Origin of the sequence: Pseudomonas sp. SWRI18, from assembly GCF_014268345.1 — a bacterium.
Taxonomy (GTDB): domain Bacteria; phylum Pseudomonadota; class Gammaproteobacteria; order Pseudomonadales; family Pseudomonadaceae; genus Aquipseudomonas; species Aquipseudomonas cedrina.
The window spans coordinates 44,554-63,764 of sequence record NZ_JACCQQ010000028.1 but is presented as its reverse complement, the minus strand read 5'-3'; the positions used below and the strand labels follow the sequence as shown (position 1 = coordinate 63,764).

Genomic DNA, 19,211 nt, shown 5'->3' with positions numbered 1-19,211 from the left:
GTGATCGTTTACGGTACGCGGCCGTAGGATGCTTGCTGCCTTTCAATAACATTCAAATTAAAAGCCTTCAAGACAGTTGCTCCCACATTTGCTTTGCGGTGTGGCTTAACCCAGGTTTTTGCCTAAGAGCGCGTGATACAACTCACTGTCCCCCAGAATCCCCACCACTTTGTCATTGTCCCGCAACACCAACTTATTCCCCGTGTGATAGCGAATCTGCAGTGCATCACGCATGCCGATGTTCGAGTCCACCAGCGTCGGCACTCGACCCAAACCTTCCACCGGTTGCCCCGGCGCCCAGTTCTGCAGGTTCAACGGCGTGCCATTCTGGCGTGCGCCCTTGATGACGTTGCCTTCAGTCAGGTCCAGCCACGAGTCACCGCCCGGGTCCAGGCTGATCGAGCCGTTGACGTGGGTGCAGTTGTCCACCGTGCGCATCAGGCTGCGACCGCACAACACATTCAGCGGGTTGGTATGCGCGACAAACGTGCGCACATAGTCGTCCGCCGGGTTCAGCACGATTTCTTCCGGCACGCTGTACTGGATGATCTTGCCGTCTTTCATGATCGCGATACGGCTGCCGAGTTTCAGCGCCTCATCGAGGTCATGGCTCACGAACACGATGGTCTTGCTCAGCTTGCGCTGCAGTTCCAGCAGTTCATCCTGCAGGCCCTGGCGAATCAGCGGGTCGAGGGCGGAGAAGGGTTCGTCCATCAGCAGGATGTCGGCGTCCATCGCCAGCGCGCGGGCCAGGCCGACGCGCTGCTGCATGCCGCCGGAGAGTTCGTCCGGCTTCTTGTTGCGCCATTGGGTCAGGCCCACCAGCTCGAGCTTTTCATCCACCAGCTTGCGCCGGTCTTTTTCCGGGCGGCCCTGCATTTCCAGGCCAAAGCTAATGTTCTCGCGCACCGTCAGCCAAGGCATCAGGGCGAACTTCTGGAACACCATGGCGATACGCTTGGTACGCATCATCTTAAGCTCGGCCGGCGTGCAGGAGGCGATGTCGATCTGGCGGCCTTCATGCTCCACGAACAACTGGCCACGGCTGACGGTATTGAGGCCATTGATGCAGCGCAGCAAGCTGGATTTGCCGGAGCCCGACAGGCCCATCAGCACGCAGATCTCGCCTTTCTCGACATCCAGGCTGGCTTTTTCCACGCCGACGATCTGGCCGGTCTTTTTCAGGATTTCATTGCGGCTCATGCCCTGGTCCAGCAGCTTGAGCGCTTCGCGTGGGTCTTTGGAGAAGATCACGTCGACATTGTCGAATCGGATAATGCTCATGCATCACCCCCTACTTTAGCGTCGGGTTGTTTGCAGATGCGGTCGAGCATGATGGCCAGCAGCACGATCGCCAGGCCAGCTTCAAAGCCCAGGGCGATGTCGGCGGTGTTGAGTGCGTTGACCACCGGTTTGCCGAGGCCATCCGCGCCCACCAGGGCCGCGATCACCACCATCGACAACGACAGCATGATGCATTGGGTAATGCCGGCGGCAATGCTCGGCATGGCGTGAGGCAGTTCAATGCGCGAGAGCAACTGACGGCGCGAGCAGCCAAAGGCCTTGCCGGCGTCCATCAACTCTTGCGGTACATCACGGATACCCAGGTAGGTCAGGCGGATCGGCGCGGCAATTGCGAACACCACCGTGGAAATCAGCCCGGGCACCACACCCAGCCCGAAGAGGGTCAGGGTAGGGATGAGGTAGACGAAGGTCGGTACGGTCTGCATCAGGTCGAGCACCGGCCGCATCATGGTGTAGAACATCGGTTTGTGCGCGGCAACAATGCCCAGCGGCACGCCGATGACCACGCAGACCAGGGTGGCGAACAGCACCTGCGCCAGGGTCTCCATGGTTTCCTGCCAGTACCCGAGGTTAAGGATCAGCAGGAAGGAGGCGATGACAAAAACAGTCAGTCCCCATTTACGTTGGATGAAGTGAGCCAGCAGCGCAATCAGACCGATCAATGCCAGCGGATTGAACCAGGTCAGCGCAAACGTCACGCCGTGGATCATCGTTTCCAGTGTCGATGCGATTGCATCGAAGTAGTTGGCACCGTTCTGGGTCAACCATTCGACGAAGGCAGCGATGTACTGGCCTAGTGGGATTTTCTGTTCAGTCAGCATGGTAGTGAATGTCCACATGCGAAGGGGAATACATCCCGGGGCAGCGCACCGCCCCGGGGTCAGCGGGGTTTACTTGGCGAGGTAAGCCTTGACGGCTTCCAGGCCTGGTTTGCCATCGACGGTGGTGACACCGGCGAGCCAGGTGTCGAGCACTTGCGGGTTCTTCTTCAGCCACGCCTTGGCGGCGGCGTCGGGTTTCATCTTGTCGTCCAGCACGTTACCCATCAGGGTGCTTTCCATGTTCAGGGTGAACGACAGGTTCTTCAGCAGTTGGCCAACGTTGCTGCATTCCTGGGTATAGCCTTTGCGGGTGTTGGTATAGATGGTGGCCTGGCCGTAGTTGGGGCCGAACGAATCGTCACCCCCGGTCAGGTATTTCATCTTGAAGCGGGTGTTCATCGGGTGCGGTTCCCAGCCGAGGAACACGATGGCCTGGTCGCGCTTGGTGGCGCGCTCGACCTGGGAAAGCATGCCGGCTTCGCTGGACTCGACCACTTTGAAACCAGCGGTCTTGAGGCCGAAGGCGTCTTTGTCGATCAGCGTCTGGATGGTGCGGTTGCCATCGTTGCCCGGTTCGATGCCGTAGATCTTGCCGCCCAGCTCATCCTTGAATTTGGCGATGTCGGCGAAGTCCTTCAGGCCTTTATCGTACAGCGCCTGCGGGACCGCCAGGGTGTATTTGGCGTTCTCCAGGTTGGCGCGCACGGTTTCCACGGTGCCGGCATCACGGTACTGCTTGATGTCGTTTTCCATGGTCGGCATCCAGTTGCCGAGGAAAATATCCATATTCTTGCCGTCGGCCAGTGACTTGTAGGTCACCGGTACCGAAATCATCGTGGTGCGCGGCTTGTAGCCCAGGCCCTTGAGGACTTCGCTGGTGGTCGCGGTCGTGACGGTGATGTCGGTCCAGCCGACATCGGAGAAGTTGACGGTCTTGCACTGTTCCGGTTCTGCGGCGTGCGCCATGACTGGCAGACTCAGCATGGCGGCCAACAACAACGAGGGTGAACCTTTCATCGGGGTAGACTCCTGTGTTTTTTCTGGCGGCCTTCGCCGCGCTTTATAAGGGTTGCGGTTGGAGCGTGCGAAGAAGCGAATGGCACGGTGCCTTGCAAACGAGTCGGGACTGATCATGTACCAGTGAAAATCTGACGCCTACAGGGGGCGTCGTATCCAGTACAGGGATGGTCGTATCCAGTGTCGGTGACGTCGCTTACAGATTTTTCCTCAGGCAAAACTGCTGTTTTTGCCCATCTGCACCGCTAAAAACGGCCAAAACAGGTGATCGCACGCAAGCGACGCTCGTGAGCATGGTTGCGTCGGTGTGAGACGCCGTGACGGCGGGGAAAAGCCGGATGATGCCGCCATCTGGGCGATCTGAGCGTAGCACCTCGTTCAAGCCTGGCCGTGCTTATCGAGGAGTTCTACCGCAATGGCTATCAGCGTTTTCGACCTGTTCAAGATCGGCATCGGGCCTTCGAGTTCTCACACCGTCGGCCCCATGCGCGCCGCGGCGTTGTTCGTTCAAGCATTGCGTGAACGCGAACTGTTGGAACAGGTTCGGCGCGTCGAAGTTCAGCTGTACGGCTCTTTGTCGGCCACCGGCATCGGCCACGGCAGCGACACCGCCACCATCATGGGCCTGATGGGCGAGTGGCCGGACGCGATTGACCCGTCGCAGATCGGCGTGCGCATTCACACCCTGCGCGAGACCGATACCTTGCTGCTGGACGGGCGTTTGCCGGTGCCTTTCGTCTGGGCCCGGGACATGCGCCTGCTCGACGAAAACCTGCCGTTCCATCCCAACGCCATGACCCTGATGGTGTGGGGTGATGAGGGCGAGTTGCACCGCGACACCTACTATTCGGTGGGTGGTGGTTTTGTGGTGGACGAAGCCCAGGCCCGGAGCGGCGTGGCGGATATGGACCGCACCGAGTTGCCTTACGATTTTTCCAGCGCGGTGGAATTGTTACAGCTGTGCAAAACCCACAACCTGCGTGTGGCCGAGTTGATGCTGGCCAACGAAAAGGTCTGGCGCTCCGAGGAAGACATCCGCAGCGGGCTGATGAAGCTCTGGCGCGCCATGCAGGCGTGTGTCGAGCAGGGCCTCAAGCACGAAGGCATCCTGCCAGGCGGCCTGAATGTGCGCCGTCGCGCGGCCAAGTTGCACCGCAGCCTGCAGGAACTGGGCAAGCCGAATGTGATCGGCTCGACCTTGAGCGCCATGGAGTGGGTGAACCTGTTCGCCCTGGCGGTCAACGAAGAGAACGCCGCCGGCGGACGCATGGTCACCGCACCCACCAATGGCGCGGCGGGGATTATTCCGGCGGTGCTGCATTACTTCATGAAATTCAGCGAAGACGTCACCGAGGCCAACGTGGTCGACTACCTGCTCAGTGCGGCGGCGGTGGGGATTCTGTGCAAGAAGAACGCGTCGATCTCCGGTGCCGAAGTCGGTTGCCAGGGCGAGGTGGGTTCCGCGTGCGCCATGGCGGCGGCCGGATTGGCCGAGATCCTTGGTGCCACGCCGGAGCAACTGTGCAACGCCGCCGAGATCGGCCTGGAGCACAACCTCGGCCTGACCTGCGACCCGGTCGGCGGGCTGGTGCAGGTGCCGTGCATCGAGCGCAATGCAATTGCGGCGGTGAAGGCGATCAATGCCGCCCAGATGGCCTTGCGGGGCGACGGCCAGCACTTTATCTCGCTGGACCGGGTGATCCGCACCATGCGCGATACCGGCGCGGATATGCATGACAAGTACAAGGAAACATCGCGGGGTGGGTTGGCGGTCAGCGCGGTAGAGTGCTAAAACCGAGTCGCCTGCATTCGCGAGCAAGCCCGCTCCCACATTCGACTGCGTTTCCTCAGGATATATGCGGTCAACTGTGGGAGCGGGCTTGCTCGCGAAAGCGGTGGTCCGGACAACACTGCGCATAAAGTGACCACGCTGAGCCAAAACCGCCACCTTTTAGCGCGTCGCAAATAGATAAGTAGCTTGCGAACGATTACCCGCCTGACCACCCGCCCCCCGCGCCTGCGGTGACAGACTTTTCCCACACCCTCAAAGCGCCTTCCCACAAGTGCTACCGATCTGCTCACACCCCTCGGGCAGGCTCGTTCCTACGGACAATTCCGGCCATATCCCTACGTCCGGCACGGGCTTGTTTAGACACGTCATGAGGTCGTTTTTAGGATTTATTGGATGGCCATTCAAATTCAGGCACGGCATTTGCTCTATCAATTCAAAGCCTCTCGCCTTGCTGTAGCGAGAGCGCAATAACAAGAGCCTCGCCTGAGGCCATCACCCGCTTTGTGTGAGGAGATACTGCGATGACGTCGTCCAACGCCGGGGCCCAACCCCAGAACCGTGCGCCTCAATCCATCGGCTTTTTGCTGCTGGACAATTTCACGCTGATTTCCCTGGCGTCGGCAGTCGAACCGCTGCGCATGGCCAACCAGCTTTCCGGCCGCGAGCTGTATCGTTGGACGACCCTAAGCGTCGACGGCAATCAGGTGTGGGCCAGCGACGGCCTGCAAATCACCCCCGATGCGGCCATGCAAAAAGCCCCGGCCCTGGACACGGTGATCGTGTGCGGCGGCGTGGGTATCCAGCGTACCGTGACCCGCGAGCATGTGTCGTGGCTGCAAAGCCAGGCGCGCCAGTCCCGTCGCCTGGGTGCGGTGTGCACCGGCAGTTGGGCCCTGGCCTGCGCCGGTCTGCTCGATGGCTTTGATTGCAGCGTGCACTGGGAATGCCTGGCCTCGATGCAGGAAGCCTTCCCCCGCGTGGCCATGAGCACACGCCTGTTCACCCTCGACCGCAACCGTTTCACCAGCTCCGGCGGCACCGCGCCACTGGACATGATGCTGCACTTGATCAGCCGCGATCACGGCCGTGAACTGTCGGCCGCTATCTCCGAAATGTTTGTGTACGAACGCATCCGCAACGAACAGGACCATCAGCGTGTGCCGCTCAAGCATATGCTGGGCACCAACCAGCCGAAGCTGCAGGAAATCGTCGCGCTGATGGAAGCCAACCTGGAAGAGCCGATCGACCTGGATGAGCTGGCGGTGTATGTCGCCGTGTCCCGCCGCCAGTTGGAGCGCTTGTTCCAGAAATACCTGCACTGCTCGCCGTCGCGCTACTACCTCAAGCTGCGCCTGATCCGCGCACGGCAGTTGCTCAAGCAAACGCCGATGTCGATCATCGAAGTGGCGTCGGTGTGTGGCTTCGTGTCCACCCCGCACTTCTCCAAGTGCTACCGCGAATACTTCGGCATTCCGCCACGGGATGAGCGTGTTGGCTCCAATACCACGCAGCAGGTGGCAATGATGCCGATTCCGCAGGCGTTGGTGTTGTCACCGTTGTCGGGGCCGATGTCGGCGTTGAGTCAGGCCAGGAACGAGTCGACGTTCGCCAGCGTACGGCTCTAGACCGAGTGGCCTGCATTCGCGAGCAAGCCCGCTCCCACACTTGACCGAGGTGTCATGACGACCACCGTCAAATGTGGGAGCGGGCTTGCTCGCGAATGCGGATTGTCAGGCGCCGGAGTTCTGTTTGAACTGCATCAGGGCCGGCAACAACTGCTTATCGATCGCCTGCCGCACCGCCGGCAAAATCGTCGCGCTGCCGGTGTACATCTGCTCAACCATGCCCTTGAGCGCCTTGGCCCGCGCCGCGCTCAAGCCGCGCACTGCACACTCGCAAGCCTGTTCGGCGGTGGCGCCGCTGGAGACCTCGAAACCCAGTGAGCGCAACTGGCTAAGCAGGTCGTCCTGGTCAATCAAATCCGCGTGCATCATGACGTTTAATCCTGGTGAGTGGAGCGGGGTTTGACCTTGATTCTGGTAGCCGCTCAAACAGTCGGCAAGGGCGGAATGCGCCAATGCCTCGGATGGCTATGAGCGTGTCGTTTTCGAGCCATTTGCTTACTGCAGTAACCGGCACACTGAATCCAGGCACACAGCTTGACGGTTTGGTCACCCTCGAGATGTACCGCTCACACAAGGCACTTGCGCCCCGATCCAGTCACGGCTGGTCGGGGCTTTTTTGTTGGCCGGGCAAACCGATGACGCGGCCGAGGAGGGCGGGCCTGGGCAATTCGCCTTGTGCCGCGATGAGGGTCGAGAGCCGCGCCAGCGTAGCCTCGCTGAACGGCGCCGAACGCGGCCCGGCGAGGTCGACGTGCAGCAACATCTGTTCGTTGCCGGCCAATGCCTTTTCATCACCGACTAAATGCAGGCTGTGATAAAGGTGCAGGCGCTTGGCATCAAAGGCGATCAGTTGGGTGTGCACTTCGACGTCGGCACCGAGCTTCACTTCGTGCAGGTAGTTCAGGTGCAGTTCCAGGGTGAACAGTGAATGGCCGCTGGCTTCGCGGTTTTCGCTGTCCAGGCCAAGCCTGTCCATCAGCGCATCGGTGGCGTAGCTGAAGATCAGCAGGTAGAACGCGTCGCGCAGGTGGCCGTTGTAGTCGACCCAGTCGGGTTGGATGTTCGTTGTGTAGGTCGTCAGTGCTGGCATGACTAAATTCCGGATCAGTACTCGGTCAACTGTGGGAGCTGGCTTGCCTGCGATGGCGATGCAAGATTCACCGCCGCTATCGCAGGCAAGCCAGCTCCCACAGGGTTATTCGGCGAAGCTCATACCGTGTTTGGCTTTAGTCACCTTCACAGCCTCAAGCACCGCCAGCAGGCAATCATCACGATAGCGCTCCAGCGCCGAAATGCTGTGCTCGCCCAGTTGATCGCTTGTCCCCTCCACCACATCGTCAATCAACTTGTCGGTCAGCTCCGGCGCCGGCAAATAGGTCCATGGCAGCTGCAGCGCCGGGCCGAACTGGGCCATGAAATGTCGCATCCCGGCATCGCCCCCTGCCAGGGTGTAGGTCAGGAAGGTGCCCATGAACGACCAACGCAGGCCTGCGCCAAAGCGGATCGCGTCATCGATCTCCCCGGTGGTCGCCACGCCATCGTTGACCAAGTGCAAGGCCTCCCGCCACAGCGCTTCCAACAAGCGGTCGGCGATAAAACCGGGGACTTCCTTGCGCACATGCAGCGGGCGCATGCCCAGGGATTCATACACCTTGATCGCCGCCTGGATCGCCTCCGGCGCGGTGTGTTGGCCGCCGACGACTTCCACCAGCGGCAAAAGGTAAACCGGGTTGAATGGGTGACCGACCACGCAGCGTTCCGGGTGGGTCGAGCCCTCATAGAACTCGCTCGGCAACAGGCCCGAGGTACTCGAGCCAATCAGCGCATTGGGCTTGGCCGCGGCGCTGATCTTGCCGTGCAATTGCAGTTTCAGCTCCAGGCGTTCCGGGGCGCTTTCCTGGATGAAGTCGGCGTCCTTCACACATTCCTCAATGGTTGCGACAAAGCGCAAGCGGTCCTGTGAGGCACCCGTTGCAAGGCCTTGTTTCTCCAGGGCGCCCCAGGCATTGGCGACGCGTTTGCGCAGCGCGGCTTCGGCGCCAGGCGCCGGGTCCCAGGCAACCACATCCAGGCCATGGGCCAGTGCGCGGGAGACCCAGCCGCTGCCGATGACACCGCTGCCGAGGGCGGCGAAGGTTTTGATTTCGGTGATAAAGCTCATTGGCGACGTTCCTGAATAATGTGATGAACCCCTGTGGGAGCGGGCTTGCTCGCGAATGCGGTGTGTCAGTTAGTGCATTCGGTGACTGGCACACCGCATTCGCGAGCAAGCCCGCTCCCACAGTTTTGATCCGGTTTCGGCAGTGGATCAGCCGCGCTTGGTCAATCCCATCTTCACGCGGCCCTCCGCCGGCGTCATGACCCTCGCGCCCAGGCGGCTGAGGATTTCACTGGCGCGCTCCACTAACTGACCATTAGTGGCGAGCACGCCCTTGTCCAGCCACAAGTTGTCTTCCAGGCCAACCCGCACGTTGCCGCCCAGCAGCACGGCTTGCGCCGCCATCGGCATTTGCATGCGGCCGATGCCGAAGCCGGCCCACACTGCGTCGGCGGGCAGGTTGTCGACCATGGCTTTCATGGTGGTGGTGTCGGCCGGCGCGCCCCAGGGGATGCCCAGGCACAGCTGGAACAGCGGGTCGTCCAGCAGGCCTTCCTTGATCATCTGCTTGGCGAACCACAGGTGGCCGGTGTCGAAAATCTCCAACTCGGCCTTTACGCCCAGTTCCTGGATGCGCTTGGCGCCAGCGCGCAGTTGCGCGGGGGTGGACACGTAAATGGTGTCGCCATCGCCGAAGTTCAGCGTGCCGCAATCCAGGGTGCAGATTTCCGGCAGCAGCGCCTCCACGTGGGCCAGGCGCGTCAGCGGGCCGACCAGATCGGTGTTGGGGCCGAACGCCATCGGGTTCTCGCCGCCACCGATCTCCAGGTCGCCACCCATGCCGGCGGTCAGGTTGACGATGATGTCGATGTCCGCCTCGCGGATGCGCTCCATCACCTCGCGGTACAGGGCCACGTCGCGGCTGAACTTGCCGGTTTCGGGGTCACGCACATGGCAATGCACCACCGTGGCGCCGGCCTTGGCGGCTTCCACCGCGGCGGCGGCGATTTGTTTGGGCGTGACCGGCACGTGCGGGCTTCGGCTGGTCGTGTCGCCAGCACCGGTGAGTGCGCAGGTGATGATGACGTCGTGGTTCATGGGGCGGTTCCTTACGGGCATGATTCAAGGGCGTGGCGATGCCGTTCGCAGCCGGTCGGGGCTGCGAAGCGGTGATTTAAATAAGGTTATTTGCTGGTCAGTTGGATATTTGCCGCAGCCGGCTTGCCATCGAAGGTGGTCACGCCGTCCAGCCAGCGCGCCTGGTCCTGCGGGTGATCCTTGAGCCACTGCTTGGCCGACTCGATAGGATCCTTGTGATCCAGCAAGGGCTGCATCATTCGGCTCTCGTCGGCGGCGGTGAAGGTGAGATTGGTCAGCAATTTGTGCACGTTGGGGCATTGTGCTGCGTAGGTCGGCGCGGTGACTGTCCACACGGTCGCCTTGCCCTCGTTCGGGCCCAGGGCGTCTTCGCTGCCGGTGAGGTAGGTCATGGCGACGTTGACGTTCATCGGGTGCGGCGCCCAGCCGAAGAACACCACCGGCTCCTTGCGCCGAACCGCACGGTCGACCGCGGAGAGCATGGCGGCTTCACTGGACTCCACCAGCTGGAATTTCCCCAGGCCGAACTGGTTCTTGGCGATCATCGCCTTGATCTGGGTGTTGGCGCCCGAACCCGGCTCGATGCCGTAGATCTTGCCTCCCAGTTCTTTTTCGAATTTGGCGATATCCGCGAAGGTTTTCAGGCCCTTGTCCGCCAGGTAAGTCGGCACGGCGAGGGTGGCGCGGGCGTCTTCCAGGCTGGGCTTGTCGAGGACCTTGACTTGCTTGGCGTCGACGAACGGCGTGATGGTCTGGGTCATCAGCGGGTTCCAGTAGCCCAGGAACAGGTCCAGGCGCTGGTCGCGGATGCCGGCAAAGATGATTTGCTGGGAGGCGCTGGTCTGTTTGGTCTTGTAGCCGAGGCCGTCGAGCAGCACCTGGGCCATGGCACTGGTGGCGATCACGTCGGTCCAGTTCACCACGCCCAGGCGTACGTTCTGGCATGAAGCGGCATCCGCTGCCATGACGTGGGTGCTCAAAATAGCGCTGACGCTGAGTGCAAGCACGCTGCGGCTGATCAGTCGGTTCATGGTGGATCCCTCGGCAGGTCGTTATTGTGGGGTCCGGCGTCTTTGTGCGCCGTGGGATTACGTTACGCAGCTTGGGGGGCGGTAAAGCGCACGGCGGCGACCCGCTCTTGCACTGCAGCGACCTGTCCTCTTGAATCCGCCCATGAACGGGAGTATCACAGTGCCACGCTGGCTGTCCGACGAGAGCGCCACCATGTCCCAGGATTACTATTTCTTGCTGATGCCGGGGTTCTCTGCCATCGGCTTTATCTCCGCGCTGGAGCCGCTGCGGGTGGCCAACCGGTTTCGTGGCGAGCTGTACCGTTGGCATGTCCTGAGCGCCGATGGCGGCGCGGTGCTGGCGAGCAATGGCATGTCGGTCAACGCCGACGCCGCGCTGGAACCGCTGAAAAAGGGCGCGACGCTGATGGTGGTCGCCGGCTTCGAACCGCTGCAGTTCGCCACCCCCGCGTTGGAACACTGGCTGCGCCGCCTCGACCACGACGGCGTGACCCTCGGCGCCATCGACACCGGCGCCTGCGTGCTGGCTGAAGCGGGGCTGCTCGACGGCCACCGCCTGACCCTGCACTGGGAAGCCATCGATGCCTTCAAGGAGTCGTATCCGCACCTGAGCGTGACCCAGGAACTGTTCGAGATCGACCGCCGCCGCATCACCTGCGCCGGCGGCACCGCCTCCATCGACCTGATGCTCGACCTCATCGCCCAGGCCCACGGTCCGGAGTTGGCGATCCAGGTCTCCGAACAGTTCGTGCTCGGCCGCATCCGCCCGCGCAAAGACCACCAGCGCATGCAGATCGCCACGCGCTATGGCATCAACAACAAGAAGCTGGTGCAAGTGATCGGCGAGATGGAACAGCACACCGAGCCGCCGCTGAGCACATTGGCCCTGGCCGACGCGATCAAGGTGACGCGCCGCCAGCTGGAACGCCTGTTTCGCCTGCATCTTAACGACACGCCGAGCAACTTCTACCTCGGTCTGCGCCTGGAAAAAGCCCGGCAGCTCTTGCGTCAAAGCGGTATGAGTGTGCTGGAGGTGAGTATTGCTTGCGGGTTTGAGTCGCCGTCGTATTTCACCCGAAGTTACCGGGCCAGGTTTGCCAAGTGCCCGAGGGAGGATCGGCGACAGGAGGTGGTTTGATCATTTTTTAGCCAATTATAGTGCCGACTATAATTTATAGTCGTTTCCATAATTGGGTATAAATCTCAGTTCCACGGATTGGCGATTGCACGGTCACCGCAACGCTTCTGTGGAAATGCAGATCAAATGTGGGAGCTGGCTTGCCTGCGATTCTCCCTGTAGTGAGCGGGCTTGTCGAATCGTCGCACCGCCCGCGCTGGGCTGCGAAGCGGCCCCAAGCCAGGCTGCCTCATTCTATCTGGATATGCGCGGTGTCTTTGTTGGGGCGGCTTCGCCACTCAGCGCGGGGCAAGCCCGCTCACTACATGTGAGCGGGCTTACTTTTTTACCAGTGCCGAACACGCCGCTTTGTACGCCTCATGCTGATACTTGTTCAGCGTCGCCGGCAGATCAAAGTTGTGCTTCTTGTTCTGTGCATTGAGGGTCTGCGGCGACAACAGCGTCACCTCAACACCGTCCAGCAACTGAAATACCCCTTCAATCTTGAACGTGGTCGGCCCACCGGCAAACTCACCTTTCTTGCTGCGCTTCTTGATGGCGATACGGGAGATGGCGTTTGCCTGCACAAACGCCTTCACTTGGGCCGCGAAGGCTTTGACGTTGGCCGCCTCATCGTCGTCTTCCAGGGCGATTTTTTTCGTGGCCAGAGCGACGTGGGTCAACACCTCGCTGTCCAGGGAGGCGACAGCGATGATGGCTTCGCTGCCTTTGATTTCGATGCCGCAAATAGTCATTGGACCGCCGTTGATAATTGAGAAGTTGCAGGTTGATGGTCTATAGGTCTACCCCATGTGTGAGGTCGTCCATATGAAAAAGTTGAGTGCCGCGTAATAAGCCGCCCTGCGCATCAAAATACGGATCAATTAATATTTTAGTCGGCGAGGTGCGCAGAGTGAAAAGGAAATGATCGAAATCTTTATCGGTTTCTATGATTTTAAGTTTGTAATCTTCAATGCGGTGGGCGCCAGGGATCAACGTCCAGTTTTTTAACAGATCTTTGAGCGTTAGCGGGTTGGTAATAAACACCGCTGAGTCTTGAATCGGTAGGTATTTGTTGTTTGCGCCCATGATGGCAATTAAAGGTGTATAGAAGTTTTTGCACGTATTATGCAAGGTGGATAAGCTTCTTGTGTATGGCGTTTTTTTGAAATCGATACATTCGATGGGCGTCGCCGTCTCGTGGTAGCTTCTAATGATAGTGTTCTTATTGCCGAATGATCGACCGTCGCTTGAGTAGCAGAGGGGGTCGTTGGCTTGCCTGGCTACCTTTGCTTGGTCTAGAAAATCAATACAATGAATGTCTGCCTGAGCTGAGGAAAAACGTTGTACTTGTCCTCGGTGTTGTATGAACTTATTCGAGTGGTCTGCAAGGGTGACTTTTATGCAGTGGGAACCTTCCTGATAAACCTCATCTGGCGTCCACAGAACGTTTTTGACTGAAGGGTTGATGTTTTCAAATCCTCCCCACAGTGCCTGACCGTCGGTAAGCAAGGTGAACCATTTTTTATAATCGAAATCTCTTAATTCCGGGTAGGGTTCCATGCCCGGATTGAAACCCGTTCCAAGAATGCGGTCGGCAGGCCGTCTGCATTTTTTATGGATGACGCCAGTGTCGAATGGGCAGTCCGTATCATTCACTTCTATGACGAGTATATCGTGCGAAAGGCCATCACCGCAGTGAATGCAGGTTGAGATTTCAGACGTATGGCTGAGTGCCGTTCTTATTTTTTCTGAGTGCGCCAGAGCAACGGGTTCTTTATCGACCACGGAAATCGTATGCGCATTGGGTAAAATCAATTTTCTTTTCTGGTCTGTCCATTCGTCCTTGAAGACCTTGCTGGCGCTTTTTAGCGTGGAGAATCTGCCATAAAGTTCATATTTTTTACCATTTTGCATCTCGACGTATCCGTCGTGGAACTTCAATCTGAAGTTTCCCTGGTCGTCAAATCTCTTTTCTTCCAGTAGCGCAAACTTGTTTTTAGTATTCGGCACCTTCACGACTAACACTTCTCGCCCCGAAAAAAGGTTGAATTTTTCTGGGTCAAACGATAGGCCAAATGGCTCGTGCTTCGGTGAGCGTACAGGTATCGACTTAATAAAATCCCCAAGGAGTTCTTTAATACTGGCGGCGTCTACAGATTGTCGGTTTTTTGACCACTCAAGGGTCTGTACAATCATGTGATGCCAAATCAGTTGGGGGGCGGTTGAAAGCTGACAGGCGATCGATGTTAAGAATGAACCTTCGCACGTGCCACCTTGTTCAAGGTCAAGCGTGATGATATGAATCTTTTTTAGCAGTTGCATAAGCTGCGGTAAAGTAAGCGGAGGATGTTTCTTTGTAGCGGTTATTGAACTGAAGACAGAGGTTACTTTCTCAAGGGTGTCTACTTCTGACTGAGATAGAGGGTTTTCAGTAGAGGCTAAAATATTGAGTCGAACGGACTTGGTCAGCTTTTTAAAGTCGATGATTATTTTTCTTGACGTTTCTGTGGTGGTGATGAGCGCGTAACTATCTTTAGAGTTTTGTGATGAAAAGTGTTGGTTGTAGAACTGTTCAAGTGTTTTAAAGAAGTCTGATGTTGGCAAGTCGGATAGCGACAGCTTGCGTTTTGCTTGTACATAGGTGATGGATGTTTTGTGAATGAGCTTCACGTCATCGATTGAGTCACTGGTTTCGAAGGATACTTTTTTTATCTTAATGGGCTTTGCGTGACCGAGCGCCACCGAGCAATCCAGATCCAGCGCCATACTTAATACAAATGAGGCCGCCACTCGTTGCTGGTAGTCAATACCGCTGTTAGTGGCCGAGCCGCCGCCGCTGTTGCTCATGCTATTAGTCCATTAATTGATTAAGTCTTGCGCTCACGTGCTTCATGGGTGACAACGCGTATACCAATGAAAACTAAGCTACCGCTAAAATTCACTCCTGCCCAATCGATTCCAAAAACTCCGACCGCTCATCACTCATCCGCGCCAGACAATCATTCTGCGCAATCGCATAGGCCTTGGTGCCGTTCACTGCCGGGAAGGTGTCCACCGCGCAATCGGCGTCACGCAGTTTTTCCCACTTCTGCTGGGCATCCTTCAGACGAGCGGTAATGTCCGCCAGTTTGGTCTTGTCGCTGCCATAGATCGAACCCATGCGTTCCAGCAGGCCCTGATAGTTGTCTTTTAACAACTGCTCAGCGGTGGTCTTGTTGTAAGAGGCGCATTCCAGGGTTTGCTTGTCGTTTTCGATGCCGTCGCACGGCGTGCTGTCGGTGTCTTCGGCCGCGTGGGCACCGGTTGCGATGAGTGCCAAAGCCAGGAAAATCGATTTCATTGCGCCGTCTCATATCAGGTGATGCGGGAATTCTGGCTCAAGCGTCAGACAAAGAACAGCCGCCAGTCAGACCTCTCTTAACAGCCTTTGTCGCGGATTGACGCTTTCGGCAATTCCCCTGTCGTTTTTGCACCCGGCTCTGTCGGCCCCTGGGCATATGCTGGCCCCAAAGCGCCGGCAGACGATTCGGCGCATGAATCGCCAAAATAAGGGGACGCCTGATGAGCCCAGCCGAGTTGCACGCCGACAGCATCGTTATCGACGGGCTGATTATTGCCAAGTGGAACCGCGACCTGTTCGAGGATATGCGCAAAGGTGGCCTCACCGCCGCCAACTGCACGGTGTCGGTGTGGGAAGGGTTCCAGGCCACCATCAACAATATCGTGGCCAGCCAGACCCTGATCCGCGAGAACAGCGACCTGGTGATCCCGGTGAAAACCACCGCGGACATCCGCAAGGCCAAGGAACAAGGCAAGACCGGCATCATCTTCGGCTTCCAGAACGCCCATGCCTTCGAAGACCAGCTCGGCTATGTCGAGATCTTCAAGCAGCTCGGCGTTGGCGTGGTACAGATGTGCTACAACACCCAGAACCTGGTGGGTACCGGCTGCTACGAGCGCGATGGCGGCCTGTCGGGCTTCGGGCGTGAGATCGTCGCCGAGATGAACCGCGTCGGCATCATGTGCGACCTGTCTCACGTGGGCTCTAAAACCAGCGAAGAAGTCATCCTCGAATCGAAGAAGCCGGTGTGCTACTCCCACTGCCTGCCGTCCGGGCTCAAGGAGCACCCGCGCAACAAGTCCGATGAAGAACTCAAGTTCATTGCCGACCACGGCGGTTTTGTCGGCGTGACCATGTTTGCGCCGTTCCTGGCCAAGGGCATCGACTCGACCATCGACGACTACGCCGAAGCCATCGAATACACCATGAACATCGTCGGCGAAGACGCCATTGGCATCGGTACCGATTTCACCCAGGGCCATGGCCAGGATTTCTTTGAAATGCTGACCCATGACAAGGGCTACGCGCGCCGCCTGACCAGCTTCGGCAAGATCATCAACCCGCTGGGCATCCGCACCGTGGGCGAGTTTCCCAACCTCACCGAAACCCTGCTCAAGCGCGGCCACCCCGAGCGTGTGGTGCGCAAGATCATGGGCGAAAACTGGGTCAACGTCTTGAAGGACGTCTGGGGCGAATAAGCCAGACACCCACCTGCACTACCACAACGAATTTTTCTGGAGTTAAGTTTCCATGGCCAAGATCGCCCCGCAATTGCCTATCGAAGTCGACAGCGAAACCGGTGTCTGGACCTCCGACGCCCTGCCGATGCTGTACGTGCCACGCCATTTCTTCGTCAACAACCACATGGGCATCGAAGAAGTGCTGGGCGCCGATGCCTACGCCGAAATCCTCTACAAAGCCGGCTACAAATCCGCCTGGCACTGGTGTGAAAAAGAAGCCGAATGCCACGGCCTGGAAGGCGTCGCGGTGTTCGAGCACTACATGAAGCGCTTGTCGCAACGCGGCTGGGGCCTGTTCAAGATCCAGGACATCGACCTGGACAAAGGCACCGCCAGCGTCAAGCTCGAGCATTCGGCCTTCGTCTACGTGTACGGCAAGGTCGGGCGCAAAGTGGACTACATGTTCACCGGCTGGTTTGCCGGTGCCATGGACCAGATTCTTCAAGCGCGTGGCAGCACCATTCGCACTGTGGCCGAACAAGTCTACGGAGGCTCCGAAGAGGGCTTTGATTCCGGCTTGTTCACCGTCAAGCCGTTGTAAGCCGAGGACCGTGCCATGGCTTTCGAAGCAATGTTTGCGCCGATCCAGATCGGCAAACTGACCATCCGCAACCGCGTGCTCAGTACCGCCCACGCCGAGGTGTATGCCACCGATGGCGGGATGACCACCGACCGCTATGTGAAGTACTACGAAGAGAAAGCCAAGGGCGGTATCGGCCTGGCGATCTGTGGCGGTTCCTCGGTGGTGGCCATCGACAGCCCGCAGGAATGGTGGGCTTCGGTCAACCTGTCGACCGACCGCATCATCCCGCATTTCCAGAACCTGGCCGACGCCATGCACAAGCATGGCGCCAAGATCATGATCCAGATTACCCACATGGGCCGTCGTTCACGTTGGGACGGCTTCAACTGGCCAACCCTGATGTCGCCCTCCGGCGTGCGTGAGCCGGTGCACCGTGCCACCTGCAAGACCATCGAGCCGGAAGAAATCTGGCGCGTGATCGGCAACTACGCCCAGGCCGCGCGCCGTGCCAAGGCCGGTGGCCTGGACGGTGTGGAACTGTCCGCCGTGCACCAGCACATGATCGACCAGTTCTGGAGCCCGCGGGTCAACAAGCGGACCGACGAATGGGGCGGCAGCTTCGAAGGCCGCATGAAGTTCGGCCTGGAAGTGCTCAAGGCCGTGCGCGCCGAAGTGGGTGATGACTTCTGCGTGGGCATGCGCCTGTGCGGTGACGAGTTCCACCCGGACGGCCTGTCCCACGAGGACATGAAGCAGATCGCCAAGTATTACGACGACACCGGCATGCTCGATTTCATCGGTGTGGTGGGCTCGGGTTGCGATACGCACAACACCTTGGCCAACGTGATCCCGAACATGAGTTACCCGCCGGAGCCGTTCCTGCACCTGGCCGCCGGGATCAAGGAAGTGGTCAAGGTTCCGGTGCTGCACGCGCAGAATATCAAGGATCCGAACCAGGCCACGCGCATCCTGGAAGGCGGCTATGTGGACATGGTCGGCATGACCCGTGCGCACATCGCCGACCCGCACCTGATCGCCAAGATCAAGATGGGCCAGATCGACCAGATCAAGCAGTGCGTCGGCGCCAACTATTGCATCGACCGTCAGTACCAAGGCCTGGATGTACTGTGCATCCAGAACGCCGCGACGTCCCGTGAATACATGGGCGTGCCGCACATTATCGAGAAGTCCACCGGGCCCAAGCGCAAAGTCGTGGTGGTGGGGGCAGGTCCCGCCGGGATGGAGGCTGCGCGTGTGGCCGCCGAACGTGGTCACGAGGTGACGCTGTTCGAGAAGAAAGAATTTATCGGCGGGCAGATCACCACGGCGTCGAAAGCGCCGCAGCGCGACCAGATCGCCGGCATCACCCGCTGGTTCCAGTTGGAACTGGCGCGTTTGAAAGTCGACCTGCGCCTGGGCGTTGCGGCCGACGCCGAGACCATTCTCGACCTGCGCCCGGACGTGGTGGTGCTGGCGGTGGGCGGCCATCCGTTCATCGAGCAGAACGAACACTGGGGCGCGGCCGAAGGTTTGGTGGTGAGCAGTTGGGATGTGCTCGACGGCAAAGTCGCACCGGGCAAGAACGTGCTGGTGTACGACACCATCTGCGAATTCACCGGCATGTCGGTGGCGGACTTCCTTGCCGACAAAGGCTGCCAGGTGGAAATCGTCACCGACGATATCAAGCCGGGCGTGGCCATCGGCGGTACGTCGTTCCCGACCTACTACCGCAGCATGTACCCCAAGGAAGTGATCATGACCGGCGACATGATGCTGGAAAAGGTCTACCGCGAGGGCGACAAGCTGGTGGCGGTGCTGGAGAACGAATACACCGGCGCCAAGGAAGAGCGGGTGGTGGACCAGGTGGTGGTGGAGAACGGCGTGCGTCCGGACGAAGAAATCTACTACGCCCTCAAGCCAGGCTCACGCAACAAAGGCCAGATCGACGTCGAAGCGTTGTTCGCGATCAAGCCGCAGCCGTGCCTGAGCGAGACGGGTGATGGGTACTTGCTGTTCCGCATCGGCGACTGTGTGGCCCAGCGTAATACCCACGCTGCGATCTATGACGCCCTGCGCCTTTGCAAGGATTTCTGATACCACCGAACCAAAGTGTACTCGGTCAAAAAATGTGGGAGCAGCTTTTCTGTGGGAGCCGGGCTTGCCCGCGATGCAGGCAACTCGGTCTAGCTCAAGACCGCGT

Annotated in this window: 17 protein-coding genes; 6 read left to right on the top strand and 11 right to left on the bottom strand. The window is 59.1% G+C overall.

The genetic code is table 11. From position 1 onward, the window contains the following. Nucleotides 1-105: 105 nt before the first annotated feature. The 3 genes from choV to H0Z09_RS24475 form a co-directional block, all read right to left on the bottom strand. Nucleotides 106-1,284, bottom strand: a complete 1,179-nt coding sequence (choV, locus tag H0Z09_RS24485) for a choline ABC transporter ATP-binding protein (RefSeq protein ID WP_065871876.1) — start codon at nucleotides 1,282-1,284, stop codon at nucleotides 106-108. Then, entirely contained in the window at nucleotides 1,281-2,126 is an 846-nt protein-coding gene (gene choW / locus H0Z09_RS24480) for a choline ABC transporter permease subunit (RefSeq protein ID WP_046069868.1), read from the bottom strand. The genes choV and choW overlap by 4 nt, the downstream gene beginning before the upstream one ends. Nucleotides 2,127-2,195: 69 nt before the next feature. Beyond that, on the bottom strand, nucleotides 2,196-3,143 hold the full coding sequence (locus H0Z09_RS24475; RefSeq protein WP_186694138.1) for a choline ABC transporter substrate-binding protein: 948 nt from the start codon (nucleotides 3,141-3,143) through the stop codon (nucleotides 2,196-2,198). 415 nt (nucleotides 3,144-3,558) lie between these two features. Between H0Z09_RS24475 and H0Z09_RS24470 the strand changes: the two genes are divergently transcribed. Next, nucleotides 3,559-4,935, top strand: coding sequence for an L-serine ammonia-lyase (locus tag H0Z09_RS24470; RefSeq protein ID WP_186694136.1), 1,377 nt, complete (start codon nucleotides 3,559-3,561; stop codon nucleotides 4,933-4,935). A gap of 521 nt (nucleotides 4,936-5,456) precedes the next feature. Then, nucleotides 5,457-6,560: a GlxA family transcriptional regulator gene (locus tag H0Z09_RS24465; protein ID WP_076953225.1), complete on the top strand. Its 1,104-nt coding sequence runs from the start codon at nucleotides 5,457-5,459 to the stop codon at nucleotides 6,558-6,560. Between the two features lie 105 nt (nucleotides 6,561-6,665). On the opposite strand, the gene H0Z09_RS24460 is transcribed toward H0Z09_RS24465, so the two are convergent. The 5 genes from H0Z09_RS24460 to H0Z09_RS24440 all read right to left on the bottom strand — a co-directional run bounded on the left by H0Z09_RS24460 (nucleotide 6,666) and on the right by H0Z09_RS24440 (nucleotide 10,787). Continuing rightward, a complete protein-coding gene (locus H0Z09_RS24460; protein ID WP_076953226.1) occupies nucleotides 6,666-6,929 on the bottom strand; it encodes a hypothetical protein in 264 nt (87 codons plus the stop codon). Nucleotides 6,930-7,155: 226 nt separating this feature from the next. Further along, complete coding sequence (locus H0Z09_RS24455; RefSeq protein WP_186694134.1) at nucleotides 7,156-7,650, bottom strand: thioesterase family protein; 495 nt, start codon at nucleotides 7,648-7,650, stop codon at nucleotides 7,156-7,158. 105 nt (nucleotides 7,651-7,755) lie between these two features. Next, the gene (locus H0Z09_RS24450; RefSeq protein ID WP_186694132.1) at nucleotides 7,756-8,721 is read right to left on the bottom strand and encodes an L-carnitine dehydrogenase; all 966 of its coding nucleotides are present in this window, start codon (nucleotides 8,719-8,721) and stop codon (nucleotides 7,756-7,758) included. A 147-nt stretch (nucleotides 8,722-8,868) separates the two neighbouring features. Then, nucleotides 8,869-9,756, bottom strand: coding sequence for a 3-keto-5-aminohexanoate cleavage protein (locus H0Z09_RS24445; RefSeq protein ID WP_069078448.1), 888 nt, complete (start codon nucleotides 9,754-9,756; stop codon nucleotides 8,869-8,871). 86 nt (nucleotides 9,757-9,842) lie between these two features. Then, on the bottom strand, nucleotides 9,843-10,787 hold the full coding sequence (locus H0Z09_RS24440; RefSeq protein ID WP_186694130.1) for a choline ABC transporter substrate-binding protein: 945 nt from the start codon (nucleotides 10,785-10,787) through the stop codon (nucleotides 9,843-9,845). A 193-nt stretch (nucleotides 10,788-10,980) separates the two neighbouring features. On the opposite strand from H0Z09_RS24440, the gene H0Z09_RS24435 reads away from it, so the two are divergent. Continuing rightward, on the top strand, nucleotides 10,981-11,925 hold the full coding sequence (locus tag H0Z09_RS24435) for a GlxA family transcriptional regulator (protein WP_186694140.1): 945 nt from the start codon (nucleotides 10,981-10,983) through the stop codon (nucleotides 11,923-11,925). A gap of 317 nt (nucleotides 11,926-12,242) precedes the next feature. Here the strand turns inward: H0Z09_RS24435 and H0Z09_RS24430 are convergent, their stop codons facing one another. The 3 genes from H0Z09_RS24430 to H0Z09_RS24420 form a co-directional block, all read right to left on the bottom strand. Beyond that, nucleotides 12,243-12,659 carry a DUF3010 family protein gene (locus tag H0Z09_RS24430; protein ID WP_186694128.1) on the bottom strand — a complete coding sequence of 139 codons (417 nt, stop codon included), beginning with the start codon at nucleotides 12,657-12,659 and terminating at the stop codon, nucleotides 12,243-12,245. Between the two features lie 40 nt (nucleotides 12,660-12,699). Then, the gene (locus H0Z09_RS24425; RefSeq protein ID WP_186694126.1) at nucleotides 12,700-14,754 is read right to left on the bottom strand and encodes a hypothetical protein; all 2,055 of its coding nucleotides are present in this window, start codon (nucleotides 14,752-14,754) and stop codon (nucleotides 12,700-12,702) included. 91 nt (nucleotides 14,755-14,845) lie between these two features. Then, nucleotides 14,846-15,247 carry a lysozyme inhibitor LprI family protein gene (locus H0Z09_RS24420; protein ID WP_186694123.1) on the bottom strand — a complete coding sequence of 134 codons (402 nt, stop codon included), beginning with the start codon at nucleotides 15,245-15,247 and terminating at the stop codon, nucleotides 14,846-14,848. Nucleotides 15,248-15,468: 221 nt separating this feature from the next. Here H0Z09_RS24420 and H0Z09_RS24415 point away from each other — a divergent pair, with 221 nt between their 5' ends. The 3 genes from H0Z09_RS24415 to dgcA are packed head-to-tail and all read left to right on the top strand — an operon-like array spanning nucleotide 15,469 to nucleotide 19,105. Then, a complete protein-coding gene (locus H0Z09_RS24415) occupies nucleotides 15,469-16,446 on the top strand; it encodes a dipeptidase (protein ID WP_010207105.1) in 978 nt (325 codons plus the stop codon). Between the two features lie 52 nt (nucleotides 16,447-16,498). Further along, on the top strand, nucleotides 16,499-17,029 hold the full coding sequence (locus H0Z09_RS24410) for a DUF5943 domain-containing protein (RefSeq protein WP_186694121.1): 531 nt from the start codon (nucleotides 16,499-16,501) through the stop codon (nucleotides 17,027-17,029). A gap of 15 nt (nucleotides 17,030-17,044) precedes the next feature. Beyond that, nucleotides 17,045-19,105 carry a dimethylglycine demethylation protein DgcA gene (gene dgcA / locus H0Z09_RS24405; protein WP_186694119.1) on the top strand — a complete coding sequence of 687 codons (2,061 nt, stop codon included), beginning with the start codon at nucleotides 17,045-17,047 and terminating at the stop codon, nucleotides 19,103-19,105. Nucleotides 19,106-19,211 lie beyond the last annotated feature (106 nt).

Excerpts from the sequence above, each read along its gene's own strand:
- choV (WP_065871876.1), bottom strand. The coding sequence starts at position 1,284 with ATGAGCATTATCCGATTCGACAATGTCGACGTGATCTTCTCCAAAGAC.
- H0Z09_RS24440 (WP_186694130.1), bottom strand. The coding sequence starts at position 10,787 with ATGAACCGACTGATCAGCCGCAGCGTGCTTGCACTCAGCGTCAGCGCT.
- choW (WP_046069868.1), bottom strand. The coding sequence starts at position 2,126 with ATGCTGACTGAACAGAAAATCCCACTAGGCCAGTACATCGCTGCCTTC.
- H0Z09_RS24445 (WP_069078448.1), bottom strand. The coding sequence starts at position 9,756 with ATGAACCACGACGTCATCATCACCTGCGCACTCACCGGTGCTGGCGAC.
- dgcA (WP_186694119.1), top strand. The coding sequence starts at position 17,045 with ATGGCTTTCGAAGCAATGTTTGCGCCGATCCAGATCGGCAAACTGACC.
- H0Z09_RS24430 (WP_186694128.1), bottom strand. The coding sequence starts at position 12,659 with ATGACTATTTGCGGCATCGAAATCAAAGGCAGCGAAGCCATCATCGCT.
- H0Z09_RS24465 (WP_076953225.1), top strand. The coding sequence starts at position 5,457 with ATGACGTCGTCCAACGCCGGGGCCCAACCCCAGAACCGTGCGCCTCAA.
- H0Z09_RS24425 (WP_186694126.1), bottom strand. The coding sequence starts at position 14,754 with ATGAGCAACAGCGGCGGCGGCTCGGCCACTAACAGCGGTATTGACTAC.
- H0Z09_RS24475 (WP_186694138.1), bottom strand. The coding sequence starts at position 3,143 with ATGAAAGGTTCACCCTCGTTGTTGTTGGCCGCCATGCTGAGTCTGCCA.
- H0Z09_RS24420 (WP_186694123.1), bottom strand. The coding sequence starts at position 15,247 with ATGAAATCGATTTTCCTGGCTTTGGCACTCATCGCAACCGGTGCCCAC.
- H0Z09_RS24435 (WP_186694140.1), top strand. The coding sequence starts at position 10,981 with ATGTCCCAGGATTACTATTTCTTGCTGATGCCGGGGTTCTCTGCCATC.
- H0Z09_RS24470 (WP_186694136.1), top strand. The coding sequence starts at position 3,559 with ATGGCTATCAGCGTTTTCGACCTGTTCAAGATCGGCATCGGGCCTTCG.
- H0Z09_RS24450 (WP_186694132.1), bottom strand. The coding sequence starts at position 8,721 with ATGAGCTTTATCACCGAAATCAAAACCTTCGCCGCCCTCGGCAGCGGT.
- H0Z09_RS24460 (WP_076953226.1), bottom strand. The coding sequence starts at position 6,929 with ATGATGCACGCGGATTTGATTGACCAGGACGACCTGCTTAGCCAGTTG.
- H0Z09_RS24410 (WP_186694121.1), top strand. The coding sequence starts at position 16,499 with ATGGCCAAGATCGCCCCGCAATTGCCTATCGAAGTCGACAGCGAAACC.
- H0Z09_RS24455 (WP_186694134.1), bottom strand. The coding sequence starts at position 7,650 with ATGCCAGCACTGACGACCTACACAACGAACATCCAACCCGACTGGGTC.
- H0Z09_RS24415 (WP_010207105.1), top strand. The coding sequence starts at position 15,469 with ATGAGCCCAGCCGAGTTGCACGCCGACAGCATCGTTATCGACGGGCTG.